The sequence below is a fragment of the Enterobacter sp. 01-M-02-SI-ECC genome, assembly GCF_047530595.1.
GTDB classification, from domain to species: Bacteria; Pseudomonadota; Gammaproteobacteria; order Enterobacterales; family Enterobacteriaceae; genus Enterobacter; species Enterobacter cloacae_M.
The window spans coordinates 340,902-361,929 of the sequence record NZ_JBLKCZ010000003.1 but is presented as its reverse complement, the minus strand read 5'-3'; the positions used below and the strand labels follow the sequence as shown (position 1 = coordinate 361,929).

At 52.0% G+C, this 21,028-nt stretch carries 20 protein-coding genes, 3 tRNA genes and 1 pseudogene; 10 read left to right on the top strand and 14 right to left on the bottom strand.

Translation table 11 applies throughout. From position 1 onward, the window contains the following. Nucleotides 1-61: 61 nt before the first annotated feature. The 4 genes from ACMWLG_RS07400 to ACMWLG_RS07385 all read right to left on the bottom strand — a co-directional run bounded on the left by ACMWLG_RS07400 (nucleotide 62) and on the right by ACMWLG_RS07385 (nucleotide 4,401). Complete coding sequence (locus ACMWLG_RS07400) at nucleotides 62-415, bottom strand: hypothetical protein (protein WP_229218310.1); 354 nt, start codon at nucleotides 413-415, stop codon at nucleotides 62-64. Between the two features lie 54 nt (nucleotides 416-469). After that, entirely contained in the window at nucleotides 470-943 is a 474-nt protein-coding gene (locus tag ACMWLG_RS07395) for an HNH endonuclease signature motif containing protein (RefSeq protein ID WP_137675505.1), read from the bottom strand. A gap of 78 nt (nucleotides 944-1,021) precedes the next feature. After that, nucleotides 1,022-1,195 carry a hypothetical protein gene (locus ACMWLG_RS07390; RefSeq protein ID WP_229218309.1) on the bottom strand — a complete coding sequence of 58 codons (174 nt, stop codon included), beginning with the start codon at nucleotides 1,193-1,195 and terminating at the stop codon, nucleotides 1,022-1,024. 1,391 nt (nucleotides 1,196-2,586) lie between these two features. Continuing rightward, the gene (locus tag ACMWLG_RS07385; protein ID WP_229218308.1) at nucleotides 2,587-4,401 is read right to left on the bottom strand and encodes a recombinase family protein; all 1,815 of its coding nucleotides are present in this window, start codon (nucleotides 4,399-4,401) and stop codon (nucleotides 2,587-2,589) included. 31 nt (nucleotides 4,402-4,432) lie between these two features. On the opposite strand from ACMWLG_RS07385, the pseudogene ACMWLG_RS07380 reads away from it, so the two are divergent. Next, a pseudogene (locus tag ACMWLG_RS07380) lies at nucleotides 4,433-5,050 on the top strand (pyridoxal phosphatase); the annotation flags it as partial. Here the strand turns inward: ACMWLG_RS07380 and modC are convergent. The 4 genes from modC to ACMWLG_RS07360 all read right to left on the bottom strand — a co-directional run bounded on the left by modC (nucleotide 5,051) and on the right by ACMWLG_RS07360 (nucleotide 7,902). Beyond that, a complete protein-coding gene (gene modC / locus ACMWLG_RS07375) occupies nucleotides 5,051-6,109 on the bottom strand; it encodes a molybdenum ABC transporter ATP-binding protein ModC (protein WP_045403804.1) in 1,059 nt (352 codons plus the stop codon). 2 nt (nucleotides 6,110-6,111) lie between these two features. Beyond that, nucleotides 6,112-6,801 (bottom strand): molybdate ABC transporter permease subunit, encoded by a 690-nt coding sequence (gene modB / locus ACMWLG_RS07370; RefSeq protein WP_045403806.1) that lies wholly within the window; start codon nucleotides 6,799-6,801, stop codon nucleotides 6,112-6,114. Continuing rightward, a complete protein-coding gene (modA, locus tag ACMWLG_RS07365) occupies nucleotides 6,801-7,574 on the bottom strand; it encodes a molybdate ABC transporter substrate-binding protein (protein WP_045403808.1) in 774 nt (257 codons plus the stop codon). The genes modB and modA overlap by 1 nt, the downstream gene beginning before the upstream one ends. A 178-nt stretch (nucleotides 7,575-7,752) precedes the next feature. Further along, on the bottom strand, nucleotides 7,753-7,902 hold the full coding sequence (locus tag ACMWLG_RS07360) for an AcrZ family multidrug efflux pump-associated protein (RefSeq protein ID WP_023310811.1): 150 nt from the start codon (nucleotides 7,900-7,902) through the stop codon (nucleotides 7,753-7,755). Nucleotides 7,903-8,029: 127 nt separating this feature from the next. On the opposite strand from ACMWLG_RS07360, the gene modE reads away from it, so the two are divergent. From modE to gpmA, 7 genes are all read left to right on the top strand, one after another. Then, complete coding sequence (gene modE, locus ACMWLG_RS07355) at nucleotides 8,030-8,818, top strand: molybdenum-dependent transcriptional regulator (protein WP_045357779.1); 789 nt, start codon at nucleotides 8,030-8,032, stop codon at nucleotides 8,816-8,818. Nucleotides 8,819-8,885: 67 nt separating this feature from the next. Next, nucleotides 8,886-10,358 carry a molybdate ABC transporter ATP-binding protein ModF gene (gene modF, locus ACMWLG_RS07350; RefSeq protein ID WP_045619215.1) on the top strand — a complete coding sequence of 491 codons (1,473 nt, stop codon included), beginning with the start codon at nucleotides 8,886-8,888 and terminating at the stop codon, nucleotides 10,356-10,358. Nucleotides 10,359-10,559: 201 nt separating this feature from the next. After that, nucleotides 10,560-11,576, top strand: coding sequence for a UDP-glucose 4-epimerase GalE (gene galE, locus ACMWLG_RS07345; RefSeq protein ID WP_023334950.1), 1,017 nt, complete (start codon nucleotides 10,560-10,562; stop codon nucleotides 11,574-11,576). Between the two features lie 9 nt (nucleotides 11,577-11,585). Continuing rightward, a complete protein-coding gene (gene galT / locus ACMWLG_RS07340) occupies nucleotides 11,586-12,632 on the top strand; it encodes a galactose-1-phosphate uridylyltransferase (RefSeq protein WP_045357773.1) in 1,047 nt (348 codons plus the stop codon). A 5-nt stretch (nucleotides 12,633-12,637) separates the two neighbouring features. Then, complete coding sequence (galK, locus tag ACMWLG_RS07335; RefSeq protein WP_045403812.1) at nucleotides 12,638-13,786, top strand: galactokinase; 1,149 nt, start codon at nucleotides 12,638-12,640, stop codon at nucleotides 13,784-13,786. Beyond that, nucleotides 13,780-14,820, top strand: a complete 1,041-nt coding sequence (gene galM / locus ACMWLG_RS07330; RefSeq protein ID WP_045403814.1) for a galactose-1-epimerase — start codon at nucleotides 13,780-13,782, stop codon at nucleotides 14,818-14,820. The genes galK and galM overlap by 7 nt, the downstream gene beginning before the upstream one ends. A 206-nt stretch (nucleotides 14,821-15,026) precedes the next feature. Next, the gene (gpmA, locus tag ACMWLG_RS07325; RefSeq protein WP_023310804.1) at nucleotides 15,027-15,779 is read left to right on the top strand and encodes a 2,3-diphosphoglycerate-dependent phosphoglycerate mutase; all 753 of its coding nucleotides are present in this window, start codon (nucleotides 15,027-15,029) and stop codon (nucleotides 15,777-15,779) included. Nucleotides 15,780-15,839: 60 nt separating this feature from the next. Here the strand turns inward: gpmA and aroG are convergent, their stop codons facing one another. Continuing rightward, complete coding sequence (gene aroG, locus ACMWLG_RS07320; protein ID WP_008501110.1) at nucleotides 15,840-16,892, bottom strand: 3-deoxy-7-phosphoheptulonate synthase AroG; 1,053 nt, start codon at nucleotides 16,890-16,892, stop codon at nucleotides 15,840-15,842. 304 nt (nucleotides 16,893-17,196) lie between these two features. Here aroG and ACMWLG_RS07315 point away from each other — a divergent pair, with 304 nt between their 5' ends. Both ACMWLG_RS07315 and zitB read left to right on the top strand, forming a co-directional pair. After that, the gene (locus tag ACMWLG_RS07315) at nucleotides 17,197-17,577 is read left to right on the top strand and encodes a protein YbgS (protein WP_023310803.1); all 381 of its coding nucleotides are present in this window, start codon (nucleotides 17,197-17,199) and stop codon (nucleotides 17,575-17,577) included. 106 nt (nucleotides 17,578-17,683) lie between these two features. Beyond that, nucleotides 17,684-18,622, top strand: a complete 939-nt coding sequence (zitB, locus tag ACMWLG_RS07310) for a CDF family zinc transporter ZitB (protein WP_045403816.1) — start codon at nucleotides 17,684-17,686, stop codon at nucleotides 18,620-18,622. On the opposite strand, the gene pnuC is transcribed toward zitB, so the two are convergent. The 5 genes from pnuC to ACMWLG_RS07285 form a co-directional block, all read right to left on the bottom strand. After that, nucleotides 18,619-19,338, bottom strand: coding sequence for a nicotinamide riboside transporter PnuC (pnuC, locus tag ACMWLG_RS07305; protein ID WP_045357760.1), 720 nt, complete (start codon nucleotides 19,336-19,338; stop codon nucleotides 18,619-18,621). The genes zitB and pnuC overlap by 4 nt on opposite strands. A 22-nt stretch (nucleotides 19,339-19,360) precedes the next feature. After that, nucleotides 19,361-20,404 carry a quinolinate synthase NadA gene (gene nadA / locus ACMWLG_RS07300; RefSeq protein WP_008501105.1) on the bottom strand — a complete coding sequence of 348 codons (1,044 nt, stop codon included), beginning with the start codon at nucleotides 20,402-20,404 and terminating at the stop codon, nucleotides 19,361-19,363. Between the two features lie 222 nt (nucleotides 20,405-20,626). Next, a tRNA-Lys gene (locus ACMWLG_RS07295) sits at nucleotides 20,627-20,702 on the bottom strand. Nucleotides 20,703-20,733: 31 nt separating this feature from the next. Beyond that, a tRNA-Lys gene (locus ACMWLG_RS07290) sits at nucleotides 20,734-20,809 on the bottom strand. Between the two features lie 141 nt (nucleotides 20,810-20,950). Beyond that, a tRNA-Lys gene (locus ACMWLG_RS07285) sits at nucleotides 20,951-21,026 on the bottom strand. Nucleotides 21,027-21,028 lie beyond the last annotated feature (2 nt).

Below are 21,028 nucleotides of genomic sequence, written 5' to 3'. Positions count from 1 at the left end.
TCTGTTCGTCGGAAAAACGCTTCTTCATGGGGATGTCCTCATGTGGCTTATGAAGACATTACTAACATCGGGGTGTACTAATCAACGGGGAGCAGGTCACTTCAAACGCCTGTGATACTAGGGTTGCTATGCGTTTGTACTTTTCACGCGATGATTTACTATCTGGATAGTTTTGATTTTTATTCTGTCTGAATAGTTTTAGATGTTCAAATACCATAACTTCACTGAATTCAGGAGCATTCTTTACTATCGCAAATACATCTTCTTCCGGTACACGGTTTTTACCTAGAAAAGTACTTTCCTGGATTATTCCACGCATTACTTCTTTTGCTTCACTAGATAGTGAATTAAAGCAAATGAAACGTAGTTCATTCTGGATCATTTGATTATTGTGTATTGTTTCTTTTCTTGCCATTATAATTCCCCCTCAATATGGGGCTGTCACTCCTACATGATAGCCCCTAAGTTATTATGCTTTTTTGATAATTCTTGTGTAACTATGTCGTGTAGTATTACGGTTCCATAGTTGATTGAAGTGAGATGTAATCCCAATGTATGAGTACTTTCCAGTATTCCACGCATCAATAATTTGTACTTTTTCTTCTTCGGTGAATCTATTCCAGCTACGTTTATTTTTCGCTTTTGCCATATTCTCTTTTTGTGTAATCCATTGTAGGTTATCCACGTGATTGTTTAGGGGATTACCATCAATATGATCAACAACTAATTTCAATGATTCATCACGTTCAATAAAAGTTTCTGCGATTAGTCGATGTACTTCTACAGTTCTACTATTACCACCTTTAACAGATAGTGATACTTTGTAGTACCCATTAGATTTTGAAGGGGTTAGCTTTAGTAGTGTTTCTGTCTTGGTATTGAATACTTCACCTTCATTACTTACTACATAATATTCATATTTTGTTTTTTTCCAGATTTTCATATATAACTTCCATATTACCCGCGTTACTTCCTGTAATCGCGTTTCTACTTATTGTGTGGTTAGTAGACAACCAATTAATTACTTACTGTTTTGTACAATGTACTGATCAATTAAGTAACCTACAGCAGAAGATAGAGTACCTTTTGATACCTTACCTTCATCAATCAATTTCTTTAGTACTTCAACCTGTGAATTAGATAAACGTGCGGTTATTACGTTATCTTTTCTATCCTTAGATTTATTTTTCTTCATTTAATTAACTCATGTAATTTGTATACGTATACATTATTTATCCCAAGCAAAAAAGATAGCCCTTATTAGGGGGCTATACTTTAGCAATATAGGAGAATTATAATGTTACCATCTATTTAGTCTCCGATGGCTGGAGAAATGGAATTAAACTTCGCAGTTCGGCTACGTGAACATTTTCGATCGCTCAGAAAGCCATATCTATATTATAGGACATTTTTTGCGTCTATCCCAAATATGTTACAGATACCTACATTATACCGTGAAAAAATCACCCGTTCCAAAATTCTTAGGACTTTTTCTTTCGTAATTTATCAGTACTTTTATTTATGTGTTGTCTTACGTGACGTTCTACAAATGGTATCTTTAGTGGAAGTGCTAGTACTGTGAGAATCATAAACATCAATACTAGTATTGTGTAGATTGGGAAAAGAAAGATTTCAATTAATGGCTTTAGCATGTATACGCCTCCTGTATTGTATACATTTATTTATATAAAGAGGCGTAATCATGTGAGTTATTGTAATAGAAGTACTGATATGAACATACCAGGTTGGAACATTTCAATACTATAGCCCCTGAATCCTTCCAGGGGCTATAAGAAGGTAATGTACCTTTAACCGTCGGCAAACGGTAGAGGCGGCAACCTCATTTCAGTACTACCTTTCACCAACAGGAGTTTTGGCTTGATTGGGATTATATCAAATAGAAGGTTTTTTCACCAAGAAAAATCTCACATCGCCTAATATCAGTCACCCTCACGAATCACTTAACGCAAATCTTTGCTGTAACGCGTTTTGAGAGGCTCTATTACAAAACCACACCAACGCATTACCATATACGAAAAAGCCTCGCATACGAGCGTACACGAGACCAAAATTAAACTTAAAACGTAAAATATTGTTTTTACAATAATCAAATACTTATCGGAAAATTAGATAGTCTGCCTTGCGATTTATCATGGCTTGTACTATTCAACGTTATAAATTGTTAGCTTTACTATTGTTATTCAAACATAAAAACACCCTGCTAATACCATCAAATACTAGCAGGGCAAAAAAATGTATCGTATTTCGCTTACGTCCCATGACAACTATCATCAAAGTACTGCTAACTACTCAACTGATACTACTTTATTATTATTGTCAATTTAACTATAGACTACTTTCAAGTACATCACTATGTACTTTGGAAGTAACGTTAGATTTATCACAAAAATACATGTAACGATTGTTAGTTACATTTTTAAAAGAGAAATACTATCATTAATCAACTTTGTATTTTTCAAAAAATCTTCACGGCTGAAGCAAGATTCTAAAATCGCATTTTTGATGGCTCTGCTGACGTTACCAGTTAATTAAGAGGTTTCTTTCGTTTTATGTTTAGGATACTCGTTACTTAGTGAATAAGAAACTCATATTGTTTCGCATCCAAACACCTACGGCATCATTCCGATCTACAGCATCTATATAGTTCAGCAATAACGAGTAATCAATGATTGAAAGATCTTCATTAGTCTGCTGAAAACGGATATCACTATCTTTAAGCATGATCATGAATGAAGGAGTATAATAGAACTTAGCACCATCTACATCTTCAATGATCACCTCACTGATTAACGTTTGTTCTTTCTTCTTATTCTCAACAAAAAGCACATGTCTTTTTAGCTCATTCTGCTTGTAGTTAATATCAATAGTGTAAGATGTACCATTACGCTTTAGACGAATATTAGAAACAATCTTGTTTAGTTCACTCTCATAACGTGTGCGTATATCTACGTTATTCACATCATACAATTCAGTAACGTTAACATCCTGTAATACTGGCACATCTACTTGTACTGTAGCTAATGAAGCCTGTCGTGCTAACAATCTCTCTAACTCTGATTTAGCATCATCGAGTTCTTCACGCATATCAAAAGATATAGGTTTACCAGCACTTTTACGGCGTTCAATACCATTTTCATAGTTAGTGATTTGATCTTTAACTTGATCAATCTGGATACGCAACACTTCTATTTCAGGATTAAATTCCTGTTTCTTCATTACAGTACTAAGATCCATCCCTAACAAATGTTCTACTACAAATCGTTCTACCGTTTCATAGGTCATAGCTTTGTTTTCACAAAGTCCATCACGTTCATTGAGGCAACGGATGTATCTGTATTCCTCAATTTTGGGATCACCTTTCTTTGGTGTACGTTTAGCACGAACCACATTATGATACATTGGCCCGCCGCATTCAGTACAACGAGCGATACCACTAAACAAATTACTTTTAATCAGTACTTCTTCCTGTCCATCTTTCTTCACGGTAACACGTCCAGCATTAGGACGACGAGACTTTAGCAATTCCTGTACTAATTCAAATTCTTCTTCATTAATCACTACAGGGTAAACGTCCATATCGTACTTTTTCTGAGTTACTGGATTTTCAATATCATCATGGTTACGGATGATTTCTGAAATGAAAATCTTACCAGTTACACGGCGATTAGTAAGAATCTTATGAACAAGTTCACCAGTCCATGGGCGATTAAATTTATATTGCTCACCTTCTTTTCTTTGAAGTTGTTTAGCAATAGTAGGACACCCCATGCCCGTTTGATAAAGAGCAAAAATCTCTTTAACTACTGCTGCTTTCTCATTGAGTACATACTTATCATTTTCTACTTCGATCCATTGAGGACGTTTATTAGTTATAATAGTACCTTTGTTAAATGCGTGTTCGCGTTTCTTCGCCCAACCTTTACGAATACGATCACTTTTATACTTAGATTCATCATATGCCCGTTGAGCATTCATCATCACAAAAGGTAGATCTTTAGAATTACTACGGCTGATAACTATGTTAGCCATTACATCATGAATAGCTACGTTATGTGCCATTAGAGCATTGATGTAACCCATCACATCAAATGGGTTCTGGCGGCTAAAGCGGTCTATAGATTCCACTACCAATATAGAACTATCCCACATACCATTACGTACTTGCTCCATCCATGCCCCTAACTCACCCTCTGAGATGTTTAAACCCTTAAAGGCTGAGACACCTTGATCCGATAATACTACTGGGGCTGGATCATCCATTTCCGCACAAATGCCAGTACGCTCTAAGTAGCCTTCTAATAGTTCTGCTTGGCGTGCGATGCCCGACCCGTCGAGCTGCTGATCGGAGCTAACTCGATGATACACAAAAACTTTCTTCATGGACGCCCCTCTAATTTTTGTTTGTATAAGCATAACACACTTGTATGATTATCAGGCAAAAAAGGTTTTAGAATCCGACCCGCTGCCGGTTCCCCAGGCGCTGCAGCTGATCGATCTGCTGGATGAGCATGCCGTTCACGGCCTGATGTATGTGGATAACGCAATGGTCTACGAGCGCCCTACCGGCCACGTGGTGCGCACCAGCAACTGGGCGTTGTCCCTGCCTGAAGCGCAGCGTCCGGTCTTTACCCAGGTTTCCTCCCTGCGTCAGGCCGCCCAGGACGTTGAGGCAATCTGGAAATTCGCCCTGACCGATGAAGACACCACCAAACTGAATACCTTCGCAAAACACGTGGAACAAACGCTGGGTCTGGAGTGCGAATGGTCCTGGCATGACCAGGTGGACATTGCCCGCAAAGGCAACAGCAAAGGCAAGCGCCTGACGCAGTATGTAGAGTCTCAGGGCGGGTCGATGCGTGACGTGATCGCCTTCGGCGACAACTACAACGACATCAGCATGCTGGAAGCCGCCGGTACCGGCGTGGCGATGGGCAATGCCGACGACGCGGTAAAAGTGCGCGCTAACGTGGTGATTGGCGACAACACCACCGACAGCATCGCGCAGTACATTTACACCCACCTGCTGTAATCAGGCGGTGATCGAGACGCTCTTAATTTGCGCGTAAAGCCACAGGCCGGGTTTGATCCCTAACTCATCCCTCGCCCACGGGCTGATGCGCGCCCAGAGCGTCCTGCTGCCGACTTCAAGCTTCACTTCCACCTGCCCGTTATCATCAAAACACTCCGCCACTTTGGCGCGCAGAATATTTCGAATACTGGTTTGCAGCGGCGGCTGCAGCACCAGCGAGACGTCCGACGCCTGGATGCGAATTCTCAGCGCGGACTGTAGCGGTTTGTCGATCTTATTGACCCACAGATGCTGGTCGCCCAGCGCCAGGGCGGTCATCGCGTAGTGCGGATGGTGTTCCAGAACGCTCACTTTAAGAATGCTGCTCTGCTGTTCCCTGGGTAACCACGGGTGCATTACGCTGCTGCCCCACACCTCTTCCAGGTTGCCGAACGCCTTCACGCTGCCCTCTTCCAGCACCAGCACCCTGTCGGCGAGATGCAGGATCTCATCCAGCGAATGACTAACGTAGAGCATCGGAATATTAATTTCCCGGGTCAGGCGCTGTAGATAAGGCAGAAGTTCGCGTTTACGCGGAATATCGAGCGAGGCCAGCGGTTCGTCGAGCAGCAGCAGCTCGGGGGCGGTCAGCAACGCGCGGCCAATGGCCACACGCTGTTTTTCTCCGCCGGAGAGTGAGGATGGCAGCCTGTCGAGCAGAGGCTCAATGCCTAAAAGCGTCACCAGCTTATCAAACTGTCCGGCCATGCTTTTCGCCATGCCGTAACGCAGGTTGCCGCGCACGCTGTAGTGCGGGAATAAGCGCGCGTCCTGGAAAACATAGCCGATGCGGCGTTTATCCGGCGAGAGGTAAATTTTGTTCTCCACGTCATTCAGAACGCGGTCATTCAGGACAATACGGCCTGACTGCGGGCGGGTCAGGCCGCTGATGGCATTAATCAGCGACGTTTTTCCCGCCCCCGACACGCCGAAGATGGCAGTGATACCGCTTGCAGGCAGCGTCTCGTTAAGCGTCAGGGTATGGTTTCCCAGCGTCTGGGTGAAATGGAGTTCCAGCATGCTTATTTCCCCATCCGCTGGCGGCTGAGCCGCGCCAGCCATTCAGACACCATTAGCGATGCCAGCGCCAGCACAATTGAAATAATACACAGCCGCGCCGCCGCGCCTTCACCGCCCGGCGTTTGAATCAGAGTATACATTGCCGACGGGATGGTTCGCGTCTCGCCGGGGATGTTCGAGACGAAGGTGATGGTCGCGCCAAACTCGCCCAGCGAGCGGGCGAAGGCCAGTACCGTCCCGACAATAATGCCCGGTAACGTCAGGGGAAGCGTGATGGTGAAAAAGACGCGCCAGCGCCCGGCTCCGAGCGTACGGGCCGCCTGTTCGAGCTTCATGTCCACGCCTTCCAGCGCGAGGCGGATCGCCCTCACCATCAGCGGGAATGACATCACCGCCGCCGCCAGTACCGCACCGCGCCAGCTAAACGCAAACGTCAGCCCAAACCAGTCGTAAAGTTTTTCGCCAATAAAACCGCGTCGCCCCATGGAAATTAACAGCAGATAACCGACCACCACGGGCGGCAACACGAGCGGAAGATGAAGCACGCTGTCGAGCAGCGCTTTGCCGGGAAACCGACAGCGAACTAGTAGCCAGGCAAAGAAGATCCCAAAGGGCAAACTCAGCGCAACCGCCAGGGAAGAGACTTTAAGGCTCAGCAGAACAGCCTGCCATTCAGGATCGGTCAATATCATCAGTGAGTCGTAAATCCGTAACGTTTAAAGATCGCGGACGCCTCCGGCCCCTTCAGATAATCGCGGAAGGCCGTCACGGTCGCATTTTTATGTCCATCAACAATCGCAACAGGATATTCCACTTTCTTGTGGGAGTCTTCCGGGAACGTTGCCACCACTTTCACACCCTTACTGGCAACGGAATCAGAGCCATACACAATGCCCAGCGGGGCTTCGTTGCGTTCCACCAGCGCCAGCGCGCCGCGGACATCTTCCGCCGGAGCCAGCTTCGGTGACAATGTCTCCCATGCACCCAGCTTTTGCAGCGCTTCTTTGGCATAAATCCCGGCCGGAACGTGCTCCGGGTCGCCCACCGCCAGACGGCCACCGTTTAGCAGTCTCGTCCAGTTGGTCTGTTTGTTGATGGTGAAGTCCGCCTGCACGCTGGCTTTTGGCGCCACGACAACCAGGCTATTGCCCAGCAGCGTTTCGCGGGATGTGGCATCAATCGATTTCTTCTCCGCCGCGTAATCCATCCACTTCTGGTCAGCCGAGATGAACAGATCCGCCGGTGCGCCCGCTTCTATCTGGCGCGCCAGCGTAGAGGAAGAGGCAAACGAGGAGACCACCTCGACGTTTTTCTCTTTTTTATACGCCGCCGCGATGTCCTGCAGCGCGTTGGTCAGCGACGCCGCCGCAAAGACCGTAATTTTACCTTCGTCCGCCAGCGCGTGTCCGGTAAGAGAAAGCGTCAGCGTTGCCCCTGCGAAAAGGCGTACCCATGAACGTGCCATCTGTAACTCCTGTGAGTAGCGTTATATACATATTAATATAACGGTAACGTCAGGGAGATCCCAGCGTTTAATCTTACCGCTGAAGGGGTAAACCGGGGTGATGCGTTAAATAATATCGGCGTAGACGGGAAAATCTTGAGAGCAAAACGCCCGGACTCGCCGGGCGTTTTGTGGGGAATCAATGCTGCTTTTTAGCCTGGTCTTTGTGACCAATGTTCGAAAAGACGTTGAACACTTCACCCAGGCCGTAGATGGCACCGAGGATGATGGCCATCACTACTGGTACCATGATCACGGCGAATACCAGACTTTTCAACAACTCTAACATGGTTTTCTCCAGATATTGTGAATAGCTCATTCTACCTTTTCAAGTGAGAAAAACATCCCCTTTTGTGCGGTACTCTTTGCGCCCTGCACCATTTAGGCCACAATACTCTTTTTGCCAGGACACTGTTATGCAGGCCGAAATTCTTCTCACTCTAAGACTTCAGCAAAAGCTTTTCGCCGATCCGCGGCGTATCGCCCTGCTTAAACAAATAGAACAAACGGGCTCGATTAGCCAGGGGGCGAAAAACGCGGGCATCAGCTACAAAAGTGCCTGGGACGCCATCAACGAAATGAACACCCTGAGCGAACAACCGCTGGTGGACAGAGCCACAGGCGGCAAAGGCGGCGGCGGCGCGATCGTGACGCGCTATGGCCAGCGCCTTATTCAGCTTTACGATCTGCTGGCCCAGATCCAGCAAAAGGCGTTCGATGTGTTGAGCGACGACGATAACGTTCCGCTGGACAGCTTGCTGGCCGCCATTTCCCGCTTCTCGTTACAAACCAGCGCCCGCAACCAGTGGTTTGGAACGGTGACGGCGCGCGACAATCTCCAGGTACAGCAGCATATTGAGATCCTGCTTGCCGATGGCACCACTCGTCTGAAGGCCGCCATAACGGCGCAAAGCGCGGAACGTCTTGAGCTGGATGAAGGTAAAGAGGTGCTGGTTCTGCTGAAAGCGCCGTGGGTCAATATTACGCGCGATCCCGACGCCGCAAAGGCGGCTGATAACCAGCTTCAGGGCGCAATTAGCCATATCGAACGCGGCCAGGCGCAGTGCGAAGTGCTAATGACCCTGGCAGACGGGCAACCGCTTTGCGCGACCATACCGCTTAGCGAAGCGGAAGGTTTAGAAGACGGTTCTGTCGTTACCGCCTGGTTCAACGCAGACCGGGTGATTATCGCCACATTGTGCTGAGCGCATTGACAATCGCGCCGACAGTGCGTATCCCTGATATCTGGCGCTGCAAAAACAGGGATAAATCATGTCATCATTGCATATTTCGCAAGGCACGTTTCGTCTTAGCGATACCCGAACGCTGACGATTGCTGATTTGACGATACGCGCGGGTGAAAGCTGGGCGTTTGTCGGCACTAACGGCAGCGGTAAATCCGCGCTGGCCCGCGCGCTGGCCGGCGAACTCCCCCTCCTCAAGGGCGAATACCAGGGCGACTTTACGCGCCTGACGCGCCTTTCATTTGAACAACTGCAAAAGCTGGTAAGCGAGGAGTGGCAGCGCAATAACACTGATTTACTCAGCCCAGGCGAAGAAGATACCGGCCGTACGACGGCGGAAATTATTCAGGATGAGGTGAAAGATCCCGCCCGCTGTCAGCGCCTGGCAGAACGGTTCGGTATCACCGCCCTGCTCAACCGGCGCTTCAAATACCTTTCTACCGGCGAGACGCGAAAAACGCTGCTTTGCCAGGCGCTGATGAGCGAGCCCGAGCTGCTTATCCTCGACGAACCGTTTGACGGCCTTGACGTGCAGTCCCGTGCGCAGCTGGCGTCCCTGCTGGAGTCGCTTAATCAGCAGGGATATACCCTGGTTTTGGTGCTTAACCGCTTCGATGAAATTCCGGACTTTATTCAACACGCGGGCGTACTGGCCGACTGTAACCTGACCGAGACCGGTGAAAAAACAGCGCTGCTCAAGCAGGCGCTGATTGCCCAGCTCGCGCACAGCGAACAGCTCGACGGAATTACCCTTCCGGAACCTGACGCCCCTTCGGCCCGCCATGCGCTCGATCCCCACCCGCCGCGCATCGTACTGCGAGATGGGATTGTCTCTTATGACGATCGCCCGATCCTCAACCGTCTTAGCTGGACGGTCAATCCCGGCGAACACTGGCAGATTGTCGGCCCTAACGGCGCGGGGAAATCCACGCTGCTGAGCCTGATCACCGGCGATCACCCGCAGGGCTATAGCAACGATCTGACGCTGTTTGGTCGGCGTCGCGGCAGCGGCGAAACCATCTGGGATATAAAAAAACATATCGGCTATGTCAGCAGCAGCCTGCATCTGGATTACCGGGTCAGTACCACGGTACGCAACGTGATCCTTTCCGGATATTTTGACTCGATCGGCATTTATCAGGCGGTGTCGGACAAACAGCACAAGCTGGCCCAGCAGTGGCTGGATATCCTGGGCATGGACAACCGGGTCGCTGACGCGCCGTTTCATAGTCTGTCGTGGGGGCAGCAGCGTCTGGCGCTGATCGTTCGCGCGCTGGTGAAACACCCTACGCTGCTGATCCTCGACGAACCGCTGCAGGGACTCGACCCGTTGAACCGCCAGCTTATCCGCCGCTTTGTGGACGTGCTGATTAGCGAAGGTGAAACGCAGCTGCTGTTCGTTTCACACCATGCCGAAGATGCCCCCGTCTGCATCACGCATCGCCTGGAGTTTGTGCCGGACGGTGAGGGTTATCGCTACCTTCTCAGCAACGTCGATTAACCGTGGAGGGCTCTGCCCTCCTCATTTTCAGATAACTTGCATCAATACATCGCTATCTCTTTGATCTAGAATGCTCGGAGTCATTGTAAAAGCGAGTGTGAAAACGAGTGTAAACGATTCCACTATTTTATCCCATGTCACACTTTTCGCGTCTCTGTTATGCTATGGTTATTACATACCATAAGCCCAATGGAGCGAAATATGCGAGTTCTGGTAACAGGTGGTAGCGGTTACATAGGTAGTCATACCTGCGTGCAACTGCTGCAAAACGGTCACGACGTCATCATCCTCGACAACCTGTGCAACAGTAAGCGCAGCGTGCTGCCGGTGATTGAACGCCTTGGCGGTAAACAACCGACTTTCGTGGAAGGCGACATCCGCAACGAAGCGCTGATGACCGAGATCCTTCACGACCACGCCATCGAAGCGGTGATCCACTTCGCGGGTCTGAAAGCGGTCGGTGAATCCGTTGCGAAGCCGCTCGAGTATTACGACAACAACGTCAACGGTACCCTGCGTCTCATCTCCGCCATGCGCGCGGCCAACGTCAAAAACTTTATCTTCAGCTCCTCCGCCACCGTTTACGGCGATCAGCCCAAAATCCCTTACGTTGAAAGCTTCCCGACCGGTACCCCGCAAAGCCCGTACGGCAAAAGCAAGCTGATGGTGGAGCAGATCCTGACCGACCTGCAAAAAGCGCAGCCGGAGTGGAGCATCGCGCTGCTGCGCTACTTCAACCCGGTCGGCGCGCATCCGTCCGGCGACATGGGTGAAGATCCGCAGGGCATCCCGAACAACCTGATGCCGTATATCGCCCAGGTTGCCGTGGGTCGCCGCGACTCGCTGGCGATTTTTGGCAATGACTATCCGACCGAAGACGGCACCGGCGTGCGCGACTACATCCACGTGATGGATTTGGCCGACGGTCACGTTGCGGCTATGCAGCAGCTGGCCAACAAACCGGGCGTGCATATTTACAACCTCGGCGCCGGGGTCGGCAGCAGCGTGCTGGACGTGGTTAACGCCTTCAGCAAAGCCTGCGGTAAGCCGGTGAACTACCACTTCGCTCCGCGTCGTGATGGCGACCTGCCTGCTTACTGGGCCGATGCCACCAAAGCCGACAAAGAGCTCAACTGGCGTGTGACGCGCACGCTTGATGAAATGGCACAGGATACCTGGCACTGGCAGTCACGCCACCCGCAAGGCTATCCGGACTAAGGATCCGTCATGACGCAATTTAATCCCGTCGATCATCCGCATCGTCGTTTTAACCCGTTAAGCGGGCAATGGATTTTGGTCTCCCCGCATCGCGCCAAGCGCCCCTGGCAGGGGGCTCAGGAGACGCCTGCAAAACAGACGCTGCCACAGCATGACCCGGACTGCTTCCTCTGTCCGGGCAACACGCGCGTCACCGGGGACAAAAATCCTGACTACAAAGGCACCTTCGTGTTCACCAACGATTTTGCCGCCCTGATGACCGACACGCCGGACGCGCCGGAAAGCCACGATCCGCTGATGCGCTGCGAAAGCGCGCGCGGAACCAGCCGCGTGATCTGCTTCTCGCCGGATCACAGCAAAACGCTGCCCGAGCTGAGCGTGGACGCGCTGAAAGAGGTCGTCAGCACCTGGCAGGCGCAAACCGCAGAGCTGGGGCAGAGCTATCCGTGGGTGCAGGTGTTCGAAAACAAAGGCGCGGCCATGGGCTGCTCAAACCCGCACCCGCACGGCCAGATCTGGGCGAACAGCTTCCTGCCTAACGAAGCCGAGCGTGAAGACCGTCTGCAGAAAGCGTATTTCGCGGAAAACGGTTCGCCGATGCTGGTGGACTATACCCGGCGCGAGCTGGCCGACGGCAGCCGCACCGTGGTGGAAACCGAACACTGGCTGGCCGTCGTCCCTTACTGGGCCGCCTGGCCGTTTGAAACGCTACTGCTGCCGAAAGCACACGTGCAGCGCATCACCGATCTCAGCGACGCGCAGCGCGACGACCTTGCCCTGGCGCTGAAAAAGCTCACCAGCCGTTACGACAACCTGTTCCAGTGCTCCTTCCCGTACTCCATGGGCTGGCACGGCGCCCCGTTTAACGGCGAAGAGAATCAACACTGGCAGCTGCACGCCCATTTCTATCCGCCGCTGCTGCGCTCTGCGACGGTGCGTAAATTTATGGTGGGCTATGAAATGCTGGCGGAAACCCAGCGTGACCTGACGGCGGAACAGGCGGCAGAACGTCTGCGTGCCGTTAGCGACGTCCACTATCGCGAATCAGGAGTCTAAAAAAAATGAGTCTGAAAGATAAAACCCAATCCCTGTTTGCTGAGAAATTTGGCTACCCTGCCACCCACGTTATCCAGGCGCCAGGCCGCGTTAACCTGATCGGTGAACACACCGACTATAACGACGGTTTCGTGCTGCCGTGCGCCATCGATTACCAGACAGTCATCAGCTGCGCGAAGCGCGACGACCGTAAAGTTCGCGTGATTGCGGCGGATTACGGTAATGAGACGGACGAGTTTTCTCTCGATGCCCCGATTGTGACGCACGACAGCCAGCAGTGGTCTAACTACGTGCGCGGCGTGGTGAAACACCTTCAGAAGCGCAACAAGAACTTTGGCGGCGCCGATTTAGTTATCAGCGGCAACGTGCCGCAGGGTGCGGGCTTAAGCTCCTCTGCGTCGCTGGAAGTCGCCGTGGGCACCGTGTTCCAGCAGCTTTATCATCTGCCGCTGGACGGCGCGCAAATTGCCCTGAATGGTCAGGAAGCAGAAAATCAGTTCGTGGGCTGTAACTGCGGCATTATGGACCAGCTGATCTCCGCGCTCGGCAAAAAAGAGCATGCCCTGTTAATTGATTGCCGCTCGCTGGGTACCAAAGCCGTTCCCCTGCCAAAAGGCGCGGCTGTCGTCATCATTAACAGCAACTTTAAGCGCACGCTGGTGGGCAGCGAATACAATACCCGCCGCGAGCAATGCGAAACCGGCGCCCGCTTCTTCCAGCAGCCTGCCCTGCGCGACGTGACGCTCAATGAATTTAACAAAGTGGCACACGAGCTGGATCCGGTCGTCGCCAAACGCGTTCGTCACGTGCTGACGGAAAATGCCCGTACCGTTGAAGCCGCGTCCGCGCTGGCGAAAGGCGATCTGAAACGCATGGGTGAGCTGATGGCGGAATCTCACGCCTCCATGCGCGATGATTTTGAAATCACCGTGCCGCAGATCGACACCCTGGTGGACATCGTTAAAGCCACCATCGGCGACAAAGGCGGCGTGCGCATGACGGGCGGCGGTTTTGGCGGCTGCATCGTTGCGCTGGTGCCTGAGGAGCTGGTCCCTGCCGTACAGGATGCCGTGGCGAAGCAGTACGAAGCAAAAACGGGCATCAAAGAAACCTTCTATGTTTGCAAAGCATCACAAGGAGCCGGACAGTGCTAAACGAAACACCTACCCTTGCACCGGATGGTCTGCCGTATCGCCTGTTAACCCTGCGCAATCGCGCGGGGATGGTCGTTACGGTGATGGACTGGGGGGCAACCCTTCTTTCTGCCCGCGTACCGATGCCGGACGACAGCGTACGTGAGACTCTGCTCGGCTGCGCCTCGCCTGAGCAGTACGTCAATCAGTCCGCCTATCTGGGCGCGTCCGTTGGGCGCTATGCTAACCGCATAGCGAAGAGCCGCTTTGAGCTCGACGGCGTGCAGTACACCCTGCTTCCAAGCCAGGGTGAGAACCAGCTGCACGGCGGACCGGACGGGTTTGATAAACGCCGCTGGAAGATTGTTCGTCAAAACGATGGCGAAGTTCTGTTCTCGCTGGATTCGCCTGATGGCGACCAGGGCTTTCCGGGGAACCTTGTCGTGTCCGCGCGCTTTACGCTGACCGACGACAACCGTATCGCCATCGAATACCGTGCGACGGTCGACAAGCCGTGTCCGGTCAATCTGACCAATCACGCGTATTTCAACCTGGACGGTAGCCAGTGCGACGTGCGTAACCATAAGCTGCAGATCCTGGCGGATGCGTATCTGCCGGTTGACGAGATGGGCATTCCATATCAGGGCCTCAAAGACGTGAGCGGCACCAGCTTTGACTTCCGCAGCGCGAAGTCCATCGCCCAGGATTTCATGAGCGATGACGATCAGCGCAAGGTGAAAGGCTACGATCACGCTTTCCTGCTGCAGGCCAAAGGCGATGTGAAACAGCCTGCCGCGCAGGTCTGGTCTGCGGATGAGAAACTGCAGATGACGGTTTATACCACCGCCCCCGCCCTGCAGTTTTACTCAGGCAACTACCTCGGAGGCACGACGGCGCGCGAACACGATGAGTACAGCGACTGGCAAGGCCTGGCGCTGGAGAGCGAGTTCCTGCCGGACAGCCCGAACCATCCTGAATGGCCACAGCCGGACTGCGTGCTGCGCCCGGGTGAAGAGTACGTGAGCGTGACGGAATATCATTTTATTCCGCATTAATATCCAGCCCTCCCTCCGGAGGGCTTTTTTCTGCGCGCCTTGCTGAAAATAGCGCCGATCGCAGACAAAATCATAACCCTGGATTCACAAGCATCTTACACTCAGAGACTATTTTCGCTATGGTTAGGGTTAAGCGTTGCTGGTGGCACGGCCACGGCAATATAATGAGAATTGTTATCATTCTAAAAATGCTTGAGGAGTAAGAGATGGCTATTACTAAGCTGGTTCTGGTGCGTCACGGCGAAAGCCAGTGGAACAACGAAAACCGCTTTACCGGTTGGTACGACGTTGATCTGTCTGAGAAAGGCGTAAGCGAAGCAAAAGCAGCAGGTAAACTGCTGAAGGAAGAAGGCTTCAGCTTTGATTTTGCTTACACCTCTGTGCTGAAACGTGCCATCCACACCCTGTGGAACGTGCTGGACGAACTGGATCAGGCCTGGCTGCCGGTTGAGAAGTCCTGGAAACTGAACGAACGTCACTACGGTGCGCTGCAGGGCCTGAACAAAGCGGAAACCGCTGAGAAATATGGCGACGAGCAGGTTAAACAGTGGCGTCGCGGCTTCGCAATCACCCCACCAGAGCTGACCAAAGATGACGAGCGCTACCCGGGCCACGATCCGCGTTACGCGAAGCTGACCGACGCTGAGCTGCCAACCACCGAAAGCCTGGCGCTGACCATCGACCGCGTTGTGCCTTACTGGAACGAAACCATTCTGCCACGCCTGAAAAGCGGCGAGCGCGTGATCATCGCGGCTCACGGTAACTCCCTGCGTGCGCTGGTGAAATACCTGGACAACATGGGTGAAGACGAAATCCTCGAACTGAACATCCCAACCGGCGTACCGCTGGTGTATGAGTTCGACGAAAACTTCAAGCCAATCAAACACTACTATCTGGGTAACGCAGAAGAGATCGCGGCGAAAGCAGCGGCTGTCGCGAACCAGGGTAAAGCGAAGTAATTTTCGCCAGATATAAAAAAAGCGCGGAGCCTTCCGCGCTTTTTATTTATGACTGAGAATTCAGCCGCGACGCGCTTTTACCGCATTCGCCAGCTGACGCAGGATAGCATCGGTATCGTCCCAGCCAATGCAGGCATCGGTGACGCTTTTGCCATACACCAGCGGCTCGCTGCCTTCCAGGTTCTGGTTACCTTCAACCAGATGGCTTTCGATCATCACCCCAATCACCGCCTTCTCACCGCCGGCAATCTGCTGGCAGACGTCTGCACCCACTTCCATCTGCTTTTTAAACTGCTTGCTGGAGTTGGCATGGCTGAAATCGATCATCACCTGCGGTGGCAGCCCGGCTTTTTCCAGCCCGACCTTCACTTCTGCCACGTGTTTCGCGCTGTAGTTCGGCTCTTTGCCGCCGCGCAGAATGATATGGCAGTCACCGTTCCCGCTGGTGTTAACGATGGCGGAATGGCCCCATTTGGTTACGGACAGGAAGCAGTGCGGCGCACCCGCTGCGTTGATGGCGTCGATAGCCACCTTAATGGTGCCGTCAGTGCCGTTTTTGAAACCCACCGGGCAAGAGAGACCGGAAGCCAGCTCGCGGTGAACCTGAGATTCAGTCGTGCGCGCACCAATTGCGCCCCAGCTCATCAGGTCTGCCAGGTATTGTGGCGTAATCATGTCCAGGAATTCACCGGCAGCAGGCAGGCCGCTGTCGTTGATCTCCAGCAGCAGCTTGCGCGCAATGCGCAGACCGTCGTTGATCTGGAAGCTGTTATCCATATGCGGATCGTTAATCAGCCCTTTCCAGCCCACGGTGGTGCGCGGTTTTTCAAAATAAACGCGCATGACGATTTCAAGCTCGTCCTTCAGCTCTTCACGGAGGGTGAGCAGACGGGCTGCGTACTCTTTCGCAGCTGCAGGATCGTGAATGGAGCACGGGCCAATCACCACCAGAAGACGATCGTCATTACCTTTCAGGATCTTATGGATCGCTTTACGAGCATGAGAAACCGTGTTTGCGGCATTTTCAGTGGCGGGGAATTTCTCAAGGAGCGCTACAGGAGGTAATAACTCATTGATCTCTTTAATGCGTAAATCGTCGTTCTGATAATTCATCTTCGTTCCAGCTCTGCCATATCTTTAGTAATGAAAGCAATCCTTTCAATCTATCTTGTCGACCTGGAAGTGTAAACACGGTTTTACACTTCACGCAGATAATTCCTGGAATTCGCCTAAAAATCGCCACAAAATAGCGAAAAACGAGATCTAACCTAAGCTTTTTAACTGTAACAACCAATTTTAAACGCTTAAACGCGATTCCCTACTGACGTAAGTCCGTGAGGAGGAATCTTTCGCCTCTGAAACAGATGCACTGTTGGAGAAAGTTATCCAGCGTAACGACAAGAACAGGAGCACCATGATGAAAATGACTAAACTGGCAACCCTCTTCCTGACCGCCACACTCACTCTGGCAAGCGGCAGCGTCCTGGCCGCGGAAACGGGCACATCCGATAGCAACGGGGATGCCAATGCCGCTGCGGCAGCAGGCCAGCCCGCCCCTGATGCGAAACAGAACATCGCCCCGAATAATGTCGACAACAGCCAGATCAATACCGGTAACACCAACACCGGCGGCACTATGCTGCATCCCAACAGCAGCGGTTCCGGCACCATGAATCATGACAATATGAGTTCGGATGAGGTTCATAAGAACTCGATGTGTAAGGACGGCAAATGCCCCGATCCTAATGATAAAGTAGGGAACGACGCGAATACCAAAACCGATGGCACAACCCAGTAAGGGGTGGTAACCGGTAAGAAAAAGGAGAGCTCAGGCTCTCCTTTCTTTTTGGAGTAACCTATTAAAAACGCTACACTAAAAACAATAACACATCAGGAAAGCAGATATGGCGCACTCCCATTCCCACTCACACTCTCCCGGCAACGATAACGCTAAACGACTGATGCTGGCCTTTGGCGTCACGGCAACGTTTATGGTTATCGAGGTCATTGGCGGCCTGATTTCCGGCTCTCTGGCGCTACTGGCTGATGCCGGGCATATGCTGACCGATGCCGCAGCGCTGCTCTTCGCCCTCCTGGCGGTACAGTTTGCGCGTCGTCCTCCCAATGCGCGCCATACCTTCGGCTGGCTGAGGCTGACGACCCTTGCCGCGTTTGTGAACGCTATTGCGCTGGTGGTCATCACCGTTCTTATCGTCTGGGAGGCCGTACAGCGCTTCAGACACCCGCAGCCAATCGCCGGGACAACAATGATGGTGATTGCCGTGGCGGGGCTGCTGGCAAATATCCTGGCCTTCTGGATTCTGCACCGCGGCAGCGGAGAAAAGAACCTCAACGTGCGCGCTGCGGCTCTGCATGTCTTGGGTGATTTGCTCGGCTCAGTCGGGGCGATCGTCGCCGCGCTGGTGATCCTATATACCGGCTGGACGCCTGTCGATCCGATTCTGTCCGTGCTGGTGTCATGTCTGGTCTTGCGCAGCGCCTGGCGACTGCTGAAGGAGAGCGTGAATGAACTGCTTGAAGGGGCACCGACATCTATGGATATTGAAGAGTTGAAGCGCAACCTGCGCCGTTCAGTCCCGGAAGTCCGCAATGTTCATCACGTGCACGTCTGGCTGGTGGGGGAAAAACCGGTCATGACGCTGCACGTTCAGGTGATCCCGCCTCACGACCACGATGCGCTGCTTGAGCGCATCCAGCATTTTCTTGAACATCACTACGAAATTGGCCACGCCACCATCCAGATGGAATATCAGCCCTGTAACGGGCCGGACTGCCACCTCAACGAGGCGCAGTCCGGACATTCACATCATCATCACCACTAGCTGGAAAGCGCGCGAGAACCTCGCTCACGCGCGCTGTTAATCCACATCCGGCTGCCGTTCAGCGCGATGAAGGTCAACAGCAGATATTCCAGCGACATCGCATAGACGCCCTGCAGAGCGAAGATCGCTACGCTAATAACGTTGATGATGACCCACAGCAGCCAGTTCTCAACGTATTTTCGCGTCATCAGGATCATCGCCGCAATCGACAGTACCATCATGCAGGAATCCCAGAACGGGAAGGCATCCGGCTGGAGCTCGGGCATCGTCACGTTCAGGCCGAAACCGGACATGACCGACACGGCAACGCGGGTCAGGAACGCAAACACCGGGTTGATGTAGACGGTCATTAAGCCAATGGCCACCACGCAAGCGACGAACCAGGCGATAGCTTTGGGCAGGGGCAGCCAGCGGATCTGCAGCTCGGCCTCCTGCTGGCTGTTCTGACGCGACCACGCGTACCAGCCGTAAATATTGGCGGCAAAGAAGAACAGCTGCAAAAGCAGGCTGGCGTACAGCTGGATCTGGAAGAAGATAATCGCAAACAGCGTAACGTTAATCAGCCCGAACGCGTAGTTGCTGATCTTCTCCAGGCTTGCCAGCCAGATACAGAGTAATCCCGCCAGCGTGCCAACGGCCTCAATCCATGACAGGTCATAGCCACCTGCACCAATCGGTATATGAACCAGAATGTTCTGCGTGCTAAAAAAATCCATCTTTTCCCCGGGACGTTTTGAATTAAGTACGTAGTGTAGCCGCAAAATCCAGCATGCGGTTAAGCGGAATTAACGCACCTTCACGCAGGGCGGCATCCACATGGATTTCATGTGCCGCACCGCCTGTCTCGAGCCCTTCGGCAATGGCCTTCAGGCCGTTCATCGCCATCCACGGGCAGTGCGCACAGCTGCGGCACGTTGCGCCCTCACCCGCCGTTGGCGCTTCAAGGAGCTCTTTCTCCGGCACGGCCTGCTGCATCTTGTAGAAAATACCGCGATCGGTCGCCACGATGAGCTGCTTGTGAGGCAACGTCCTGGCCGCGTTGATAAGCTGGCTGGTTGAGCCCACGGCGTCCGCCATGTCGACAATAGACTGGGGTGATTCAGGGTGAACAAGAATAGCGGCGTCAGGATAAAGTGCCTTCATGCGCGCCAGCGCCTGGGTTTTGAATTCGTCGTGCACAATGCAGGCACCCTGCCAGCAGAGAACGTCAGCCCCCGTCTGCTTCTGGACATAATTTCCAAGATGGCGGTCAGGCGCCCAGATAATTTTCTCGCCAAGGCTGTCCAGATGTTCAATCAGCTCAACGGCGATGCTGGAGGTGACAACCCAGTCTGCACGCGCTTTTACCGCCGCAGAGGTGTTGGCGTAAACCACCACGGTCCGGTCAGGGTGGGCGTCACAGAAGGCCGTGAATTCGTCAATCGGGCAGCCGAGATCAAGGGAACACTCCGCATTAAGCGTCGGCATCAGAATGGTTTTTTCAGGGCTCAGGATCTTTGCCGTTTCACCCATAAAACGCACGCCAGCAACCAGCAGCGTGGAAGCGGGATGTCTTGCACCGAAGCGTGCCATCTCCAGTGAGTCAGAAATACAGCCCCCGGTCTCTTCCGCCAGCTGCTGAATTTCCGGGTCGGTGTAGTAATGGGCCACCATCACCGCATCTCGTTCTTTAAGAAGACGTTTGATCTTCTCACGGTAGAATTGCTTTTCGTCCTGGCTTAGCGGGACAGGCTTTGGCGGAAACGGATAAATTGCGGCTTCAGGATCAAACATCACACTCATTATGGCTTCTCGTTTTACGGGCTTAACAATATTGCCTTTCTTTTGCATGACATAGCAAAACGCATGGCAATTGTGTTTTGTATACTAAACAAGATAGCGAATATGAGAGGAAAAGTCACCGGAAATAGGTGCGGATAGCATTTGTCGGCCGGCGGCTTCGCCTTGCCCGACCTGCACAGACGGCAGATAGCAAAAAGGCGCCTTTAGGGCGCCTTTCTACACTGGTGGGTCGTGCAGGATTCGAACCTGCGACCAATTGATTAAAAGTCAACTGCTCTACCAACTGAGCTAACGACCCCTTGCGGGATGTACTTCAAATTTATTCAGGCTGGTGGGTCGTGCAGGATTCGAACCTGCGACCAATTGATTAAAAGTCAACTGCTCTACCAACTGAGCTAACGACCCTTTTGGGTGTTGCCTGAATTATCACTCGGAACCAATAAAATTGGTGGGTCGTGCAGGATGACTCGGCTTCGCCTCGCCCTTCGGGCCGTTGCTAAAGCAACGTTATCCTTCACGTTTAATATCTGAGTAAGACATTAAATTTGGTGGGTCGTGCAGGATTCGAACCTGCGACCAATTGATTAAAAGTCAACTGCTCTACCAACTGAGCTAACGACCCGA

Bases quoted from the DNA above. Each gene is read 5' to 3' on its own strand.
- ACMWLG_RS07400 (WP_229218310.1), bottom strand. From the start codon at position 415: ATGGCAAGAAAAGAAACAATACACAATAATCAAATGATCCAGAATGAA.
- ACMWLG_RS07395 (WP_137675505.1), bottom strand. From the start codon at position 943: ATGAAAATCTGGAAAAAAACAAAATATGAATATTATGTAGTAAGTAAT.
- ACMWLG_RS07390 (WP_229218309.1), bottom strand. From the start codon at position 1,195: ATGAAGAAAAATAAATCTAAGGATAGAAAAGATAACGTAATAACCGCA.
- ACMWLG_RS07385 (WP_229218308.1), bottom strand. From the start codon at position 4,401: ATGAAGAAAGTTTTTGTGTATCATCGAGTTAGCTCCGATCAGCAGCTC.
- modC (WP_045403804.1), bottom strand. From the start codon at position 6,109: ATGCTGGAACTCCATTTCACCCAGACGCTGGGAAACCATACCCTGACG.
- modB (WP_045403806.1), bottom strand. From the start codon at position 6,801: ATGATATTGACCGATCCTGAATGGCAGGCTGTTCTGCTGAGCCTTAAA.
- modA (WP_045403808.1), bottom strand. From the start codon at position 7,574: ATGGCACGTTCATGGGTACGCCTTTTCGCAGGGGCAACGCTGACGCTT.
- ACMWLG_RS07360 (WP_023310811.1), bottom strand. From the start codon at position 7,902: ATGTTAGAGTTGTTGAAAAGTCTGGTATTCGCCGTGATCATGGTACCA.
- modE (WP_045357779.1), top strand. From the start codon at position 8,030: ATGCAGGCCGAAATTCTTCTCACTCTAAGACTTCAGCAAAAGCTTTTC.
- modF (WP_045619215.1), top strand. From the start codon at position 8,886: ATGTCATCATTGCATATTTCGCAAGGCACGTTTCGTCTTAGCGATACC.
- galE (WP_023334950.1), top strand. From the start codon at position 10,560: ATGCGAGTTCTGGTAACAGGTGGTAGCGGTTACATAGGTAGTCATACC.
- galT (WP_045357773.1), top strand. From the start codon at position 11,586: ATGACGCAATTTAATCCCGTCGATCATCCGCATCGTCGTTTTAACCCG.
- galK (WP_045403812.1), top strand. From the start codon at position 12,638: ATGAGTCTGAAAGATAAAACCCAATCCCTGTTTGCTGAGAAATTTGGC.
- gpmA (WP_023310804.1), top strand. From the start codon at position 15,027: ATGGCTATTACTAAGCTGGTTCTGGTGCGTCACGGCGAAAGCCAGTGG.
- aroG (WP_008501110.1), bottom strand. From the start codon at position 16,892: ATGAATTATCAGAACGACGATTTACGCATTAAAGAGATCAATGAGTTA.
- ACMWLG_RS07315 (WP_023310803.1), top strand. From the start codon at position 17,197: ATGAAAATGACTAAACTGGCAACCCTCTTCCTGACCGCCACACTCACT.
- zitB (WP_045403816.1), top strand. From the start codon at position 17,684: ATGGCGCACTCCCATTCCCACTCACACTCTCCCGGCAACGATAACGCT.
- pnuC (WP_045357760.1), bottom strand. From the start codon at position 19,338: ATGGATTTTTTTAGCACGCAGAACATTCTGGTTCATATACCGATTGGT.
- nadA (WP_008501105.1), bottom strand. From the start codon at position 20,404: ATGAGTGTGATGTTTGATCCTGAAGCCGCAATTTATCCGTTTCCGCCA.